This window comes from Nocardia sp. NPDC003963, from assembly GCF_053605105.1.
This window is the reverse complement of the sequence record NZ_JBSGIP010000001.1, coordinates 369,449-385,832: the sequence shown is the minus strand read 5'-3', so window position 1 is coordinate 385,832 and position 16,384 is coordinate 369,449. Positions and strand designations below refer to the sequence as shown.

Genomic DNA, 16,384 nt, shown 5'->3' with positions numbered 1-16,384 from the left:
TCCAACATTCCATATGGACTGTTAAGGTGGCGGGATGACCGAAGCCGTGGAGAGTACGACGAGCCGCGCGGGGCGCCGGGAATGGGCGGCGCTGGCCGCGCTGGTCAGCGTCGTATTACTGCTCGCCATCGACGGGACCGTGCTGTACCTGGCCGTACCGTCGCTCACCGCCGATATCCGGCCGAGCGCGGCCCAATTGCTGTGGATCGGCGATATCTACGGATTCGTACTGGCCGGCCTGCTCATCACCATGGGCAATCTCGCCGACCGGATCGGGCGTAAACGGCTGCTGCTGATCGGTGCCGCGGCGTTCGGCGCCGCCTCGGTTCTCGCGGCGCTGGCACCGAATCCCGAAACGCTCATCGCGGCGCGGGCGTTGCTCGGTGTGGCCGGCGCGACGCTGATGCCGTCGACACTGTCGATCGTCCGGGCGATGTTCGCCGATCCCCGGCAGCGCACCACGGCCATCGCCGTCTGGTCGGCCGGCGCCACCGCGGGCGCCGCAGCCGGACCGCTGGTCGGCGGTGTGCTGCTGGAACATTTCTGGTGGGGTTCGGTATTCCTCATCAATGTGCCGGTCATGGCGGTCGTACTGGTGGCGGGCGCCGTGCTGTTACCGGAATCCCGGGGCGACAGCACCCATCCCGTGGACTGGCTGTCCGCACTGCTGTCGATCCTCGCCGTCGTGCCACTGGTCTACGCGGTGAAGCACTGGGCCGGAACAGGGTTCGACTGGACGGTGCCGACGACGGCGCTGATCGGCGCGGCGGCCGGCTGGTTGTTCCTGCGCAGGCAATCGCGGCTCCCGCTCCCGCTGGTGGACCTCTCACTGTTCCGGATGCCCGCGTTCAGCGGTGCGGTCGCCTCGACCGCGCTGTCGATCTTCGCGTTCCTGGGACTGCTGTTCTTCTTCTCCCAGTATCTGCAACTCGTGCGCGGGTACGGGCCGCTGAAAGCCGGGGCGGCCGAACTGCCGACGACACTGGCCGCTATGGCCGTCATCGCCGTGGTCGGTGTGCTCGTGGCCCGGCTGGGAGCGGGCCGGGCGATCGGGCTCGCCCTGATCGTGGCCGCCGTGGGTCTGGCCGGGGTCGGCTGGACCGCCACCGCGCCCGGCTACTGGGGACTCGCGCTCGCGCTGATCGTGCTGGGACTGGGAGTCGGCGTGGCTATGACATTGTCGACCGACGCGGTGGTCACCGCGGTCCCGAAGGAGCGCGCGGGAGCGGCCTCGTCCATCGCCGAGACCGCCTATGAAATGGGCGGCGCACTCGGAATCGCGGTACTGGGTTCGGTCCAGCTGGCGCAGTATCGCGGGAACCTGGCTCTCGATCCCGGCACCGATCCGGCGCTCGCCGGCGCGGTCGAGGACTCGCTGGCGGGCGCGGCGAGCGTGGCCGGCGATTCCGATATCTTCACCCGTGCGGCGCATGCCTTCACCACCGCCCTGCAGTCCACCTCGTATCTCGCGGCGGTCCTGCTCGTGGTCGCGGGCGTGCTGGCCTGGCGTGTCATCCCGTCCCACCGGCCGACCGCGGACAAGGAGCACCATGAAACGGTCCGACAGCCCCACCCGTGACAAGGAACGGACCCGGCTCGCCGTGTTGGAGGCCGCGGAGCGGATGTTCGCCGAACGCGGCAGCCGCGTGAGCCTCAGCGATATCGCCGCGGCCGCCGGAGTGACCAAAGGCGGCCTCATGCACCACTTCCCGAACCGGGACGCGCTGCTCACCGGGGTCACCGAACATCTGATCGCGCGAGTGTGGGCCGCGGTGCACGAACAGATCGACCTGTCCGAGAACCGGCCGGGAAAGTTCGCCCGCGGTTACGTGCGGGCCCTGACCAGCGGCGACGAATCGGTGCTGCGCGCGTTCAGCCCGACGAACCTGATCGTCACCCTCGGTACGACCCCGGAGCTCGAAGAGCTCTTCGCCCGGGACGCGGCCCGGCTGGACGAGGCGTTCGCCGCCGACGGTCTCGCGACCGAGACCACGCTGGTCATCCGTTTCGCGGCCGAGGGGCTGGCCACGGCTGTGAACAGCCCGTATCTCACCGCCGACCAACTCGTATCGGCACGCGCGGAGCTCCTCGCCATGACGGAGACCGCGGGCTGATCCCGGACCCGCCGCCCGCGAAACCGGTTGCTACGGAATCTCGACGACCATGTCCCGCAGGGTGTATCCACCGATGGCGTCGTTGAAGGAGACGCGCGGCGGCGTGCGCATCCGGATGCCCGGGAACGCGAACAGTTTGGTGAGGAAGATATCGGTCTCCAGGACGGCGATGGAGGCACCTGGGCATTTGTGCGCGCCGTCGCCGAAGGACAGCACCGGTGCGGTGGCGTCGGTGAGCGGTCGGGCCGGGCAGACGGCGAGCGGATCCGCACCTACTGCGTATTCATCGGTATTGGTGGCCGTGACCTGGATATCGATGAGCTCGCCGGCCGGTACGGTGACGCTCGCGCCCTCCCCCGTCGGCAGTTCGACGGGCGCTGTCGTACGCCGCGCGAGATGCGCCACCACGGGCTCCAACCGCAGCAGTTCGTGCAGAACGGCCGTCCGCTCCGGCTCCGCTGCGGCGAGGTAGCGATCCCGGAGCGCGTCGTCGGTGAACAGATGCCAGGCCGCGACATTGACGAATTCACGGGTGGTGACCATGCCCGCGGCGGCGAAAGTGATGCATTCGCCGAGGATTTCGATCGATGAGCAGCCCTCGTCGAGCAGATGCGAGATCAGGTCGTCGCGGCGCCGGGCACGCCGGGCACGTACTGCCGGGCGTACATCGCGGAAGTAGATCGCCGACCAATTCGTGGCCTGCCGCCACACCCAGTAGAGGCCGTCGATACTGGTGAAACCGGGCGACCCGAACTCTTCCGGAAAGAACCGCTCCAGCCGCCGGGCGAGACCGGAACGGCTCTCGGTCAGCCCGATCACCGCGCATGCCACACCGATGGCCAGACCGAAACTCGACTCCGACAGGTGCACCCGGCCGTCGGTGCGCAGGCCGGTCAACTGCTCCTCGGCGACCCGGTCCATCAGTCCCCGGTAGGCCTCGTCGACCCGGCGCGGGGTGAAGAATCTGGCGGTCCGGCGCCGGTGCTCACGATGTTCCGGCCCGTCGCGGTACAGCACCGGCCGCCGGATCCGGGCGGGCAGATTGTCCAGCGTCTCCACCCCGAGCCCGGCCTGGACGGTGTCGGTGCTGCGCAGAGCGGCCCGCGCCGCGGCGTAGCCCCGGACCAGCCAGGTGCCGTCGGCGCGCCGGACGACCGGACAGCCGCCGAGCTCCTCACCACGATCGATCTTGCGTGCGTCCGTGCTGTCGATCGGCATGGATCGCTCCTCTCCCTGGGCCGAGACATCGGATTCTCCGGCGCTCGGGCTACCCGCCGCGCCGCGGCGGCCGGAATCCGGCGCTCGGGCGGCGCACACTCGACAGTGTTGCCCGGCAGGCGTTTACATATCGGCTGTTCGGGAGGAAACCCGGCGATTCGGGCGAACTCGGGAGAGCGATCCGGGCGCGGACACCTCCCCCGCACACAGACTCGGGGTCGGCGCACTCGATTCATCCGTAACGGGTGAGGCGCGGACCGGCCGGTCGGGCTTGGGTAGGTTCCGATCACTTTTCGGAAGGTGGGATATGGCGACATACAGAACCGGACCCGGACCTTCTCCGGTGAAACGAGGCGTGGCCGCGGTGACCTCCATCGCGGCCGCGGTGTTGCTGCTCGCGGTGGGAGTGCTGTCGATTCTGGCGGGTATCTCGGCGGTCGCGTCCGACGAGTTGTTCGTGACCGGCCCGGACTACATGCTGCGTTTCGACACCACCACCTGGGGCTGGATCCATATCGTCCTCGGCATCCTGCTGGCCGTCGCGGCGATCGCCCTGATGACCGGTGCGCTCTGGGCGCGGGTCACGGCGGTGCTCCTGGCCGGCCTGTCGATCATCGCGAATTTCCTGTGGATCCCCTATTACCCGTGGTGGTCGATCACGGTGATCGCCATCGATCTGGTGGTCATCTGGGCGGTATCCACCTGGCGACCGGAGCAGATGTAGCCGACCGCGGCGGCGGCCGGAGCAGCCGCGCTCCGTGATCCGAGCCGCCGCCGGGCGGCACCGTGACAGCGAACAGGCCCGGAGGAACCCACTGTGGGCAAGAAATCGCATCAGCACGCGGACGGCGGATCCGGCGGGGCCCGCCGAGCCGGCCCCCCGGGTTCCGGGGAACTCGTCGATCCCACCGGAAATCCACCCGCCACCCGGATGACGAACAAGGAATACCGCCGCCTGCTGCGCCCGCTGCAGGCCGAACTCGTCGCGGTACAGGAATGGGTGAAGGCCACCGGGGCCCGGATCTGCATCCTGTTCGAGGGCCGGGATACCGCGGGCAAAGGTGGGGTGATCGATACGATCACCGAGCGGGTCAGTCCCCGGGTGTTCCGGGTGGTCGCGCTACCCGCGCCCACCGGGCGCGAACAGTCGCAGATGTATGTGCAGCGCTATCTTCCGCATCTGCCCGCGGCCGGTGAGGTCGTCGTTTTCGACCGCAGCTGGTACAACCGGGCCGGAGTCGAACGGGTGATGGGGTTCTGCACCGAGGAGCAGGCTCAGCAATTCCTGCAGCTGATCCCGGTCGTGGAACGCGCGATCGTGGATTCCGGGGTGATCATGCTCAAATACTGGCTGGAGGTCGGGGAGGAAGAACAGACGCTGCGCCTGCAGAGCCGGATCGACGATCCGCGCAAGATCTGGAAACTCTCGGATCTGGATCTGAAGTCCTACAGCCGCTGGTACGACTACTCGCGCGCCCGGGACGAGATGTTCCACTACACCGATACCGGGTGGGCGCCGTGGTTCGTGGCGGCCACCGACGACAAGAAGCGCGGCCGGCTCAACATCATCGCTCATCTGCTGGACCGGATCCCCTACGCACCGCTCGAACATCACGATATCGAGTTACCCGCCCGCCAGAAGCCGGGCGGCTATCGCACGCCCACGCAACCGCTGCACTGGATTCCGACCCCGTACTGAGCCCGCGCCGAAAGGACGAGCGGTCATGGCCCCCATCCACGCCACGCCCGAGGGTCCGACCGGCTCGCCCGACACCTCGCCACTGCGGGACTGGCATGTCCGGGATGCCGCAGCGGTGGTGACGGCGCTGGATTCCGACAGCGAGTCGGGCCTGTCGCCGGCGGAGGTCGAGGAGCGCCGTCGTAGCTTCGGCACCAACGAGATCGCGGCCGAACCCGCGCCGTCGACGATCGCGATCGCGATCCGGCAGGTCGAGGATCCGATGAATCTCATGCTCGTCGCGGTCGCCGCGGTCAGCGTGGTGATCGGCGAGATCTCCACCGCGATCGTCGTCGGTGGCCTGGTCGTGCTCAATGTCGTACTGGGCACCAGGCAGGAGGTCGAGGCCCGCGCGAGTGTGGATGCGCTGGCGCGTATGCAGTCACCGCGGGCCCGGGTGCTACGGGCGGGTGCCCTCACGCAGGTCGATGCCACCACACTGGTTCCCGGCGATATCGTCCGGCTCGAAGCGGGCGATATCGTCCCGGCCGACGGCCGGCTACTCGACTCGGCGACCCTGGAAACCCAGGAGGCCGCACTCACCGGTGAGAGCGCGCCGGTACCCAAAGATCCGGCGCCACTCACAGATCCGGACGCGCCGCTCGGCGATCGCGCCGATATGGTCTACCAGAACACTTCGGTGACCCGCGGTACCGCGACGATGGCGGTGACCGAGACGGGTATGCGCACCGAAATGGGCCGGATTGCCGCCATGCTCTCGGCCGTGGCGCCGAAGAAATCGCCGCTGCAACGCGAACTCGATTCGCTGACCAAGGCGCTCGGGGCGATCGCCTGGACCGCGGTGGCGATCATCGTGATCATCGGCGTCCTCCGCGGACAGGATTGGAAAACGCTGCTGCTGCTGGGTATCTCGATGGGCGTCTCGGCGATCCCGACCGGTCTGCCCACCTTCGTCCAGGCCATGCTGGCCTACGGGGCACGACGGCTGGCCGAGGCGAAGGCGATCGTGAAGAACCTCACCGATGTCGAGACCCTGGGCGCTACCAGTGCCGTCAACTCCGATAAGACCGGCACCCTGACGATGAACCAGATGACGGTGCGCTCCCTCTATTTCCACGGCGAGTGGTACACCGTCGAAGGTGAGGGTTACACCAGGGTCGGTGCGATCACCCGGTCCGCGGGCAGCCCCGAGGCCGACTTCACCCTGCTCGCCTACGGGCTGTGCCTCGACAGCGATGCTGTCGTATCCGATACCGGTGAGGTGGTGGGCGACCCGACCGAGGCCGCGCTGGTGGTGCTCGCGGCCAAGATCGGCGTCGATGCCGCCCTGACCCGCCGGACATATCCGCGGGTGGCCGCGGTGCCGTTCGACTCGGCGTACAAGTTCATGGCCACCTATCACCATCTCCGGGTGGACGGAGCCGAACGCCTGGTGGGACTGGTCAAAGGCGCGCCGGATATCGTCCTGCAACGGTGCGCGACCGCGTTCCTGCCGGGCCGGCGCGCTGTCCCGATCGCCGAGGTGGCCGACGATCTGGCCGCGGCGAACCGGGCCATGTCGGAGCGGGGCCTGCGGGTGCTGGCCTTCGCCGCCCGGGAACTCGATATCCGGGACGACGATATCCGCGCCGATCCCATGTCCTTCGTGGGCGAACTGACCTTTGTCGGCATGGTGGGCATCATCGATCCCTTACGACCCGAAGCGCGCGAGGCGGTACATATCGCCCAGCAGGCGGGTATCGAGGTTCGCATGATCACCGGCGATCACGCGATCACCGCCGCTGCCATCGGCGCCGAACTGGGGCTGGGGCCCGGCGCCGTCGGCGGCCCGCAGTTGCGTGCGATGTCCGACGGCGAACTCGCCACCGCCCTGCCGGAATTGCACGTCTTCGGCCGGGTCACCCCGCAGGACAAATTGCGCCTGGTCGACACCATGCAGCGCGGCGGCGCGGTGGTCGCGATGACCGGCGACGCTGTCAACGACGCGGCGGCGCTGAAACAGGCCGATATCGGGGTGGCCATGGGCTCCGGCAGCGAGGTCACCAAACAGGCGGGCAAAATGGTGCTCACCGACGACAATTTCGGCACCCTCGTCACTGCCATCCGGTTGGGCCGCGATATCTACGACAAGATCGTGACCTATATCCGCTACCAGATGTCGAAACTGTTCTCCCTGGTCCTGCTCTTCCTCGTCGCCAGTATCTTCGATATCAACGACGGCGTCGCGCTGACCCCGCTGATGGTGCTGTTCCAGCACTTCTTCATCACGCTGTTCCCGGTGGCGGTGATCATGTCCGATCCGCCGCCCCCCGACCTCATGCGCAAACCACCCCGTGATCCGAAAGCGCCCATTGCCCACCGTGCCGCCTTCGCGCAGTGGCTGGGCTACGGTGTGCTGCAATTCGCGGTCACCCTCGCGGCCATGCTCGCCGCCCCGGGTGACTGGAGTACCACGGCGGGCAACGTGCCGATGACCACGGCGTTCGTGGTGCTGTCGCTCGGGTCCGTGCTCGGTGGTCTCGCCATGCGCCGCGATCCGGCGTCCGGATTCGCTCCCCCGATCCTGCGCGCGCTGCGGATCCTGTCCGTCCCCGTGGTCGTCACGGTGTTCGCCGTGGAGCTCGGCTTCCTCCAGGATCTGCTCATGACCACCTCGCTGACCGGCGGACAGTGGCTGGCCTGCCTGGGCTGGTCGTTGATCGTCCCGGCGGTCGTGGAGGCGGACAAGGCGTTTCGCCGCCGGCGCGGTGTACCCGCGGGCCCGATATCGACGGCGGCCGCGGTGGAACCGGCCCGCGCCCGTACCGAAGGAATTCGCACCGGTGCGCAGGCGTCCCGGTCCGGCATCCCGATCCGCTGAAAACGCCGCCGGGCATCGGCTCCCCGGCGGTCGCGCCGGGTGGACAACGGACCGTTGTCTAGACGACCTCGGCCTCGATCAGCAGCTTCCAGATCTCCCCCTGATCGACGACCTCGACGCCGAGCTTCGCCGCCTTGGCGATCTTGCTGTCGCCGACACCCGCACCGGTGACGAGCAGATCGGTATTCGCCGAGACCGAGCTCGCTGCCGTGGCCCCCGCTTTCTCACACAGGCGCTGGAAGGTCGGACGGGCCACCTTCTCCCCGGAGCGCGGATCGCTGATGGCTCCGGTGATCACGACGGTTTTGCCGGCCAGCGGCGCACCGGCCGCGACGACCGGTGGGAGGTCCTCGTCGAGCACGTCCAGATCGACACCCGCGGCGCGTAATCGCTCGATCTCCGGTCGCAGCCGGGTGAGATGCTCGACCAGGGAGGCCGCCACCTTCGGCCCGATATCCTCCACCGCCACGAGTCGCTCTTCGGCCGCGTCCGCGACCTCCTCCAGGGAGCCGAATCCCGCGCGGGCCAGCCGGGCGGCGGTACCGTCGGAGGCCATCGGAATCGCCAGGCCGATCAGCGCGCGGCGCAGCCCCACCCGGCGGCCCGCCTCGATCGATTCGATCATGCGCCCGGCCGAGACCGCACCGATGCGGTCGAACTCGAGCAGGCGTTCGGTGGTCAATGTGTAGAAGTCCGAGGGGCGTTCCAGAATGCCGGCCTCGGCCAGTCGTTCGATCCACACCTGCCCGAAGGCATCGATATCGGCCGCCGATCGTGATGCCCAGTGGATGAGCCTGCGCACTGTCTGGGCGGGGCAGGAGACGTTGGTGCAGAACAGCTCCCGGCTGTTGCCCTGCTCGGTCACCGGTTGGTCGCACGAGGGACAGGTGCTGGGCGGCACGATCTCGCGCTCCTCGCCCGTACGCTTCGAGGCGTCGAGCACCCCTGCCACGAACGGGATCACATCACCCGCACGCCGCACCAGCACGGTATCGCCGATTTTGATATCGCGGGCGCGGATCACCTGCTGATTGGCCAGCGTCGCCTTGGTCACCGTGGTGCCGCCCACGAACACCGGTTCCAACCAGGCCACCGGAACGATCTTGCCCGTTTTGCCGACGTCCCAGACCACATCGTCGAGCAGGGTGGTCTTCTCCTCGGCGGCGAACTTGAACGCCAGCGCCCCACGCGGACTGTTGGACCTGGTCCCGGCCGCGGCGTAGGCGGCGCGGTCGGCCAGCCGGAGCACCGCACCGTCGATATCGTAATCGAGGTCGTTGCGGCCCTGCTCGATCGCGGTGATCGCCGCCTGCGCCTGCTCGGCGTCGGCGGAGACCACCATCCGGGCGCCCGCGATCCCCAGTGCCCGCAGCCCCTCCGCCAGATCGGCCGCGGCGCCACCGGCGGAGGTGTCGAGATCGAAGCCGAAGAACTGCAGGCGCCGCTGCGATACCGTGGCCGGATCCTTCGCCCGCAGCGTACCCGCCGCCGCATTACGCGGGTTGATCAGCGGTTTCTCCGGGTGCGCGGTGTTGTAGGCGAGGAAGGTCGAGCGCAGCATCACCGCCTCACCGCGTACCTCCACCCGCCCCGGGAGCTCGATCCGCTCGGGAACACCGTCGACCAGCGCGCGGACCAGGACGGTCACATCGTCACCGGTGGTGCCGTCACCGCGGGTCACCGCGCGCACCAGCCGCCCGTCCTCGAAGACCAGGGCCAGGGACAGACCGTCGAGCTTCGGCATCACCACCACCGGCTGACCGGGAAACCGCTCGAAGAACGCCGCGACCTGCTCGGGAGTGGTCGCCTTCTCGAGCGACAGCATCGGACGCGAATGCCGGATCGGGGCGTGCAGTACCGCGGGCGCACCGACCTGCTCCAGGGGATTCGGGTCGGGTGCGAGGTCGGGGTGGGCCTCGATCAGGCCGCGTAGTTCGTCCTCGATCGAGTCGTACTCGGCATCGGCGACCAGCGGCGAGCCCTGATAGTAGGCGTCACGCAGCGCCACGATACGGTCCGCGAGCTCTTTGATGTGTTCACCGGCTTCCACGACACGAGACGCTACCGAGCCCCACCGACACGGTGCGTAACCAGTGGTGACAACGGGTCCGGCGACCAGCCGGGCGGCACCGTCCGCCGGTGTGCCGTCCCACTGCCACGGTCACCAGGTGTAGAAGCCCTGGCCCGTCTTCCGGCCGAGATGCCCCGCGGCGACCTTCTCCCGCAGGATCGCCGGTGGCTCGAACCGCGCACCGACCGCACGGGCGAGGTGTTCGGCGATGGCGAGGCGCACGTCGAGGCCGACGACATCGGTCGTGCGCAGCGGCCCCATCGGGTGTTTGTAGCCCAGCGTCATGGCCGCATCGATATCCGCCGCGGAAGCGACACCGTCCTCGAGCATCCGCATGGCTTCCAGGGCGATCGCGACACCCAGTCGCGAGGAGGCGAATCCCGGCGAATCGGTGACCGTGATCGCGGTCTTGCCGAGCGCCTCCACCCAGCCACGCGCGGCGGTGACCACCGCGGCGTCGGTACCGCTGCCCACCACGATCTCGACCAGACCGCTGGCGGGAACCGGGTTGAAGAAGTGCAGACCCAGGAAGGTGGCCGGGCGGTTCAGCTGCGCCGCCAGCCCGTCGATCGACAGTGCGCTGGTGTTGGTGGCGACGACGGCGTCGGGAGCTTCCTTCTCGATCCGGCTCAGCACGGTCGCCTTCAGGTCGGCGATCTCCGGGACCGCTTCCACCACGAGACCGGTAACGGCCAGGGCCGAGGCGTCGGTGGTGACCGCGAGCCGGGCGGTCACCGCTTCGGGTGCCTCGGTGAGCGCGCCGCGCGCCGCGGCCGTCGCCAGACTCGACTCCACCCGGCCGCGGGCCGCCGTCACCGCGTCCGGCTCCGCCTCGACGACGGTCACCGCCGCGCCGGCCAGCAGGAACGCGTGCGCGATACCCGCGCCCATCCGGCCGCCCCCGTAGACCCCCACTGTGCTTGGCAGATTCATTGTTTCTCCGATTCCGATGCGATATTCGCTGATACGACGTTCTCGAGCACGACGGCGAGCGCCTGACCGACGCCGACGCAGAGGGCGGCGACACACCGCGAACTCGTCCTGGCGGGCCCGGGAGATACCGAACCGGTCGGCGAGTTGTTCGTTGCATTCGCCGAGCGGCGCGGTCCATTCGGCCGGCATCCGGGCATTGACCAGGCGCCAGCCCAGTGTGGTCGATACCGCGGTCATATCGCCCGCGGGATGAGCCCGGGCCGGTTCGGGGAGCACCCACGGTGCCCGGGTCATCGACTCGACCTCACCGGCCAGCACGATGTCCACATCGCCGGTTTCGACAGTGCGGGAGGCCATGATCGCCGCGTCCAGGGACGAGCCGCACAGGCGGTTCACGGTCGTCGCCGGCACCGAGGTCGGCAATCCTCGGTCATTGTTCCTCCGTGCCACGAGCAGCGTTCTGGTACCGCGCTGGACGGTCGATCCGCGCTGGTCGAGCACGGTGGCGTCTCCAGGAAGACGTCCGCCCCGGCCACGCCGGTGGCGGCGAGCAGATCGTCGCGCAGTGTCTCGGGCGTGGAGGTCAGCACGATATCGGCCCCCTGGCGCCGGGCGAGATCGGCCTTCGCATCGTCGGGGGCCAGCGACGACCCGGGCACCGTATGCCTTGGCGAGTTGCACGGCGGCCGAGCCCACCCCGCCGCCCGCGCCGGTTACCAGGACGGTCTCCCCCGCGCGCAGCTGCCCGCACCGGAGCAGACCGAAGTAGGGGCCGAATTCCTTGACCAGCGCAGCACGCATGACGAATTCCCGTTCGAAGTAGAGAAGGGTGGCCGACGATCGGGGCAGCGCCCCGGGCCGGATCAGGTCCAGGGCGAGGTGCCGGGCAGCGATGCCAGCGCGGGATACGGCAGAATGCCGCCCGCCCGCCGCAGGGCCGGGTCCACCGGGCTCGCCAGAGTGGCGAAGGACTCCTCCGGTGCGCCGGGTCGCGAGACCCGCTCGGGCGCATCGGTATCGACGAGTCCGGTTTCGACCGCCTCGTCCCAGGTGGCGACCACGGCCGTGCACACGTCTTCGCCGCCGAGCAGTGCCTGCCAGTGCGCGGCAGGTTGCCGGACGAAGACCTCGCCCAACGCCGCAGTGACGGCCCGCTCCTGGCCCGCGTCGTCGTGGAACTTCTCGTCCAGGCCGACGAGTTCGACCAGCCGGTCCCAGAACTTCTGTTCCAGTGCGGCACAGGCCACATGGCGACCGTCGGCCGTGGGATAGATGTGGTACCGCGGGCTACCGCCGGTCAGCTGTTCGGCACCCGGCCGGGGCCAGGCGCCCCCGGCCTGATAGGCGGCGATATAGCCGTAGGCCAGCACCTGGAGGTTGTGGGCCATCGACACCTGGAGGTGGCTCCCCTTACCGGTGCGTTCGGCCTGCCGCAGCCCCAGCAGGATATTGACCACCGCCGGGTAGGTGCCGGCCGAGATATCGGCGAGCACGGAGACCGGCAGCGACGGTTGTCCGGCCGAGTCGGTGACCACACCCAGCAGTCCCGACTCCGCGAGATAGTTCAGGTCGTGGCCGGCGCGCGGCGCGAGTGGGCCGGACGGTCCGTAACCGGTGATCGAGCAGTAGACCACGCGCGGGTTGATCGCCGCGATCGCGTCGTAGCCGAGACCGAGCCGGTCGGCCACGCCCGGACGGAACTGTTCCACCACCACATCGGCCTCCGCGGCGAGTTCGAGCACCCGGTCGCGCTGCGCCGGATCCTTGAAATCCACCCCGTAGGCGCGTTTGCCCCGGTTCAAAACCGCGTAATTGGCGCTGGCCTCGCCGAATTTCGGTTCGTAGGTCCGCATTTCGTCACCGCGGCCGGGGCGTTCGAGTTTGACGACATCGGCGCCCGCGTCGGCCAGCATCAGCGTGGCCAGCGGACCCGGTAGCAGCGTCGACAGGTCGAGTACCTGCACGCCCGCGAGCGGGAGTCCGGTGTCGGTCATGCGATCATCTCCCGTAGTTTGAACTTCTGGATCTTTCCGCTCGGTGTCATCGGCAGTTCGGCGAGACTCACGACGCGCTCCGGCAGACAGTGCTTCGAAAGCCCTTGCGCGAGCAGGTATTGCGCGAGCGTTTCCACCGTGAACTCGGCCGCGCCCTCCTCGAGAACCACCACCGCGCAGACCCGTTCACCGAGTCGTTCGTCGGGGATACCGATCACGGCGGTGTTCAGGATGTCGGGATGGTCGAAGATCGCCGACTCCACATCGGTGACCGGAATGTTCTCGCCGCCCCGGATGATGATGTCCTTGGTGCGGCCGTGCAGCGACAACCAGCCGTGCTCGTCCACACTGGCCCGGTCGCCGGTCCGGAACCACAGGCCCGGCAGATAGGCGTCCTCCGTCGCGTCCGGCCGGTCGAAATAGCCGAACACCACTCCGGGACCGCGCATCAGCAGATCGCCGATCGTGCCCGCCGGTACCTCGTCACCGTCGGTGTCGACCACCCGGACCGCCGAGCCCGCGAAGATCGACCCGTCGGTGCGCTGGATCGCGTCGGGCTCCAGCGGCGTGCACGAACTCATGATGCTGCATTCGGTCAGCCCCCAGGCCGGGGCGATATAGGCCCCGAGCGCCGCACCCGCCTGGGCGGGCAGGTTCCGCGGGACCGACGAGCCCGCGATGATCAGGCAGCGCAGCGGGCAGTCCGGGTCGCCGGCGAGATCGGTACGCATCATGTCCTGTAGGAAAGTGGGCGCCCCGAAGAAGGAGGTGATCCCCTCATCTCTGATCACCTCGGCACCCCAGGCCGGATCCCAGCGGTCCACGTGCACCGCTGTGCCGCACAGCAGCACGGTCATGACGATGCCCCATTCGAAGCCGGTGTGGTGACCGGCGGGTGAGGCGACCAGCTGGACCATCGGATCGCCCCACCGGGAGGTCCCCACGTGTTCGGCCTGCCGGCGCGCCGCGTAGATCAGGGTGTCGTGACTGTGCATGGCCCCCTTCGGTTCTCCCGTGGTGCCGGAGGTGAAACCGAGGTAGCACAACCGGCTCGGCTCGGGGTCGGCGAATGTCCGGTCCGGCACCTCCGCATGGGCCGACCACAGCGATTCACCGTCGCGCAGACCGGTGCCGTCGTCGTCGAGGACCAGCACATGCTCGAGAGTGGGGATCTCGGCGCGCAGCCTGCGGGACAGTTCGAGATGCTGGTTACTGCGCCAACGCCGCGGGATGACGAGCACCTTCGCCTTGCTGCGGCGCAGGACGGCGGCGGCCTGGTTCTCGCCGTAGGCGACCGGGATACCGGCGTAGATCGCGCCGGTCTCGTTGATCCCGAACACCATTTCGGCGTACTCGACCCAGTTCGGCAGCATGAGTACGACGGCATCGCCGACGCCCACACCGAGCGCGGCGAACACCGCGGCGGCGTGGTGGGCATTGCGGTCGAACTCGCGGTAGGTCCGGGTCTCGCGGCGGCCGTCGCTGCGCCGCCCGACCAGCGCGATCCGGTCCGGATGCCGTTCGGCCGCCTCGGTGAGCAGCGAACGGACGGACCGGTTCTCCCACCAGCCCGCCGCCCGCCACTGTGCGGCCGTGGCGTCGTCGACCGGGGTGTACTGACCGTCGAGAACCTCGGTCAGCGTGGTGGATGCACTCACGACGCGTCCTTCCTGATTGCCGTGGGAGTGGGCGCGAGCCCGGTCAGCACCCGGGCGACGGCGGTGGCCGCCCCGCCCGGGTCCGTCGCGGCGCGCAGCGATATCGCGTCGCGCAACCGCCGCTCCGCGCCGTATTCGGTGAGGTATCCGTATCCCCCGTGTGCCTGCAGGGCGCTCGCGGCGGCATCGATCGCACCCGCGCAGGCTTCGCGCAACGCAGCCAGGACCGCGACCTCGTCCTCGGCGCCGAACGCGGCCGCGGTACCCACCGCCGCCCGAGCGGCCTGGTCCAGCAGGGCCTGGCGCACGGTGGGCAGCGCGGTCAGCGCGGCGCCGAATTGCTCGCGGCCCGCGGCGTATTCCGCGGCGGCGTCGGCCGCCGCGCCCGCGATACCCGCCGCCACGGCGGCCGCGCCCAGGCGCAGCCGCCGCCGGGCCGCCGCGGTGTCCACACCGGCGAGGTCGTGGTACTCACCGAGGCGGGCATCGACCTCCAGGGCACGGGTCAGCGCGCCACCGAACCCGGTGCGCCGCAAAGGTTCCGGGGTCAGCACGGCCGGGGGCAGCAGTACCGCGTGACCCGCGTCGCCGAGCAGCAGCAGATACGGCCGCTCGGCCGCCGCGTCCACCCGGGCCACGGTCCCGCGCAGGGCGCCGTCTTCCCGGGTGAGGCGTACCTGCGCTGCCGAGGCGTCGACGACCGCGACGGCGGCCGTACCGGCATGCAGACCGGCGACGAGTTCGGCGAATCGCTCGTCGGCGCCGAGCACATCGACGGCGGTATGGGCCTGCGCCGCGGCCCAGCCCAGCGCCGGCCAGGCCCGGCCGAGTCGTTCGAAGACGAGCGCCGTGGTCGCCCGGTCGGCGCCACCGCCACCGGTCTCCTCGGCGGTGCCCAGTGTCCAGACGCCGAGCGCGGCGAGTTCGGTGACCAGTCCGGCGATCTGCTCCGGTGCGTCGGTGAGCACCGGGTCGTGCGCGGCGGCGAAAGCGCCGAGCATATCCCGCAGATCGCGCTGATCCCGGTCGAGCACGGGCCCCCGCCAGGTATCGGAGGGGGTCACGACCAGAAACTCTCGGTATCAGGGCGGCGCCGCTCACCGAAGGAGGCACTCACCTCGTGGGCCTCCTTCGTCTGCAGGTACAGCGCGAGCTGCTGATCGTGCGCCATCCGCGCCTGTCCCGAGACACCGTTGTGGCGGGCCGAGAACGCGCCCTTCATACCGGCCAGGGCCAGCGGGCTGCGGGTGGTGATCTCCGCGGCCACCTCGGCGGCGCGGGCCGCCAGTTCCGCCGCCGGAACCACCTCGTTGACCAGGCCCATGTCCAGCGCCTGGGCGGCGGTGTATTTGCGGTTGAGGTACCACATCTCCTTGGCGCGCTTACGCCCGATGGTGTCCTCCAGATACCAGCTGCCGTACCCGGCGTCGAAGCTGCCGACCATCGGGCCGACCTGCCGGAACACCGCGGTCTCCGCGGCGATGCTCAGATCGCAGACGGTGTGCAGCACATTGCCGCCGCCGACCGCGAACCCGTTGACCGCGGCCACGATCGGCTTCGCAATGGTGTCGATCGCCTGGTACACGTCGATGATCGGCAGAACCTGGGACTGGTCCAGCGAGGTGACCGGGTCGTGTTCCCCGCCGATGCAGAAGAACTTGTCGCCGGCGCCGGTCAGTACGGCCGCCCGCAGCCGCGGGTCCAGCCGGAACTTCTGCAGCGCGTCGAATAGTTCGAGGCACGTCTGGTGCCGGAACTTGTTGCCCGCGTCGGGCCGGTCGAGGGTGATGGTGAGAACCGGCCCGTCGATGCTGGTGCGGATATCGTCGTAGCTCAT

At 69.3% G+C, this 16,384-nt stretch carries 13 protein-coding genes and 1 pseudogene; 5 read left to right on the top strand and 9 right to left on the bottom strand.

Translation table 11 applies throughout. The features are described 5' to 3' along the window. The first annotated feature begins 34 nt into the window (after positions 1-34). Entirely contained in the window at positions 35-1,579 is a 1,545-nt protein-coding gene (locus tag ACWEWT_RS01785) for an MFS transporter (RefSeq protein ID WP_452555136.1), read from the top strand. Beyond that, positions 1,551-2,114, top strand: coding sequence for a TetR family transcriptional regulator (locus ACWEWT_RS01780; RefSeq protein WP_452555134.1), 564 nt, complete (start codon positions 1,551-1,553; stop codon positions 2,112-2,114). The genes ACWEWT_RS01785 and ACWEWT_RS01780 overlap by 29 nt, the downstream gene beginning before the upstream one ends. A 30-nt stretch (positions 2,115-2,144) precedes the next feature. On the opposite strand, the gene ACWEWT_RS01775 is transcribed toward ACWEWT_RS01780, so the two are convergent. Further along, entirely contained in the window at positions 2,145-3,332 is a 1,188-nt protein-coding gene (locus tag ACWEWT_RS01775) for a cytochrome P450 (protein ID WP_452555132.1), read from the bottom strand. A 307-nt stretch (positions 3,333-3,639) separates the two neighbouring features. Between ACWEWT_RS01775 and ACWEWT_RS01770 the strand changes: the two genes are divergently transcribed. The 3 genes from ACWEWT_RS01770 (at position 3,640) to ACWEWT_RS01760 (ending at position 7,891) form a co-directional block, all read left to right on the top strand. Beyond that, on the top strand, positions 3,640-4,056 hold the full coding sequence (locus tag ACWEWT_RS01770) for a DUF7144 family membrane protein (RefSeq protein WP_452555130.1): 417 nt from the start codon (positions 3,640-3,642) through the stop codon (positions 4,054-4,056). A 93-nt stretch (positions 4,057-4,149) separates the two neighbouring features. Continuing rightward, on the top strand, positions 4,150-5,031 hold the full coding sequence (ppk2, locus tag ACWEWT_RS01765; protein ID WP_452555128.1) for a polyphosphate kinase 2: 882 nt from the start codon (positions 4,150-4,152) through the stop codon (positions 5,029-5,031). A 25-nt stretch (positions 5,032-5,056) separates the two neighbouring features. Further along, positions 5,057-7,891, top strand: a complete 2,835-nt coding sequence (locus ACWEWT_RS01760; protein WP_452555126.1) for a cation-translocating P-type ATPase — start codon at positions 5,057-5,059, stop codon at positions 7,889-7,891. Between the two features lie 58 nt (positions 7,892-7,949). Here ACWEWT_RS01760 and ligA read toward each other — a convergent pair whose 3' ends face one another. The 8 genes and pseudogenes from ligA to ACWEWT_RS01720 form a co-directional block, all read right to left on the bottom strand. Continuing rightward, positions 7,950-9,941 (bottom strand): NAD-dependent DNA ligase LigA, encoded by a 1,992-nt coding sequence (gene ligA, locus ACWEWT_RS01755; RefSeq protein ID WP_452555125.1) that lies wholly within the window; start codon positions 9,939-9,941, stop codon positions 7,950-7,952. A 111-nt stretch (positions 9,942-10,052) separates the two neighbouring features. Continuing rightward, positions 10,053-10,895: a 3-hydroxyacyl-CoA dehydrogenase family protein gene (locus ACWEWT_RS01750; protein WP_452557635.1), complete on the bottom strand. Its 843-nt coding sequence runs from the start codon at positions 10,893-10,895 to the stop codon at positions 10,053-10,055. A gap of 153 nt (positions 10,896-11,048) precedes the next feature. After that, positions 11,049-11,291, bottom strand: a pseudogene (locus ACWEWT_RS01745) (thiolase family protein); the annotation flags it as partial. Continuing rightward, positions 11,288-11,554 carry a hypothetical protein gene (locus tag ACWEWT_RS01740; protein ID WP_452555123.1) on the bottom strand — a complete coding sequence of 89 codons (267 nt, stop codon included), beginning with the start codon at positions 11,552-11,554 and terminating at the stop codon, positions 11,288-11,290. The pseudogene ACWEWT_RS01745 and the gene ACWEWT_RS01740, both read right to left, overlap by 4 nt. Positions 11,555-11,758: 204 nt before the next feature. Further along, complete coding sequence (locus ACWEWT_RS01735) at positions 11,759-12,889, bottom strand: CaiB/BaiF CoA transferase family protein (RefSeq protein ID WP_452555121.1); 1,131 nt, start codon at positions 12,887-12,889, stop codon at positions 11,759-11,761. After that, positions 12,886-14,547, bottom strand: a complete 1,662-nt coding sequence (locus ACWEWT_RS01730; RefSeq protein WP_452555119.1) for an AMP-binding protein — start codon at positions 14,545-14,547, stop codon at positions 12,886-12,888. Before ACWEWT_RS01730 ends, ACWEWT_RS01735 begins: the two co-directional genes overlap by 4 nt. Then, positions 14,544-15,611, bottom strand: a complete 1,068-nt coding sequence (locus ACWEWT_RS01725; RefSeq protein WP_452555118.1) for an acyl-CoA dehydrogenase family protein — start codon at positions 15,609-15,611, stop codon at positions 14,544-14,546. The genes ACWEWT_RS01730 and ACWEWT_RS01725 overlap by 4 nt, the downstream gene beginning before the upstream one ends. After that, positions 15,608-16,384: an enoyl-CoA hydratase-related protein gene (locus ACWEWT_RS01720; RefSeq protein ID WP_452555116.1), complete on the bottom strand. Its 777-nt coding sequence runs from the start codon at positions 16,382-16,384 to the stop codon at positions 15,608-15,610. Before ACWEWT_RS01720 ends, ACWEWT_RS01725 begins: the two co-directional genes overlap by 4 nt.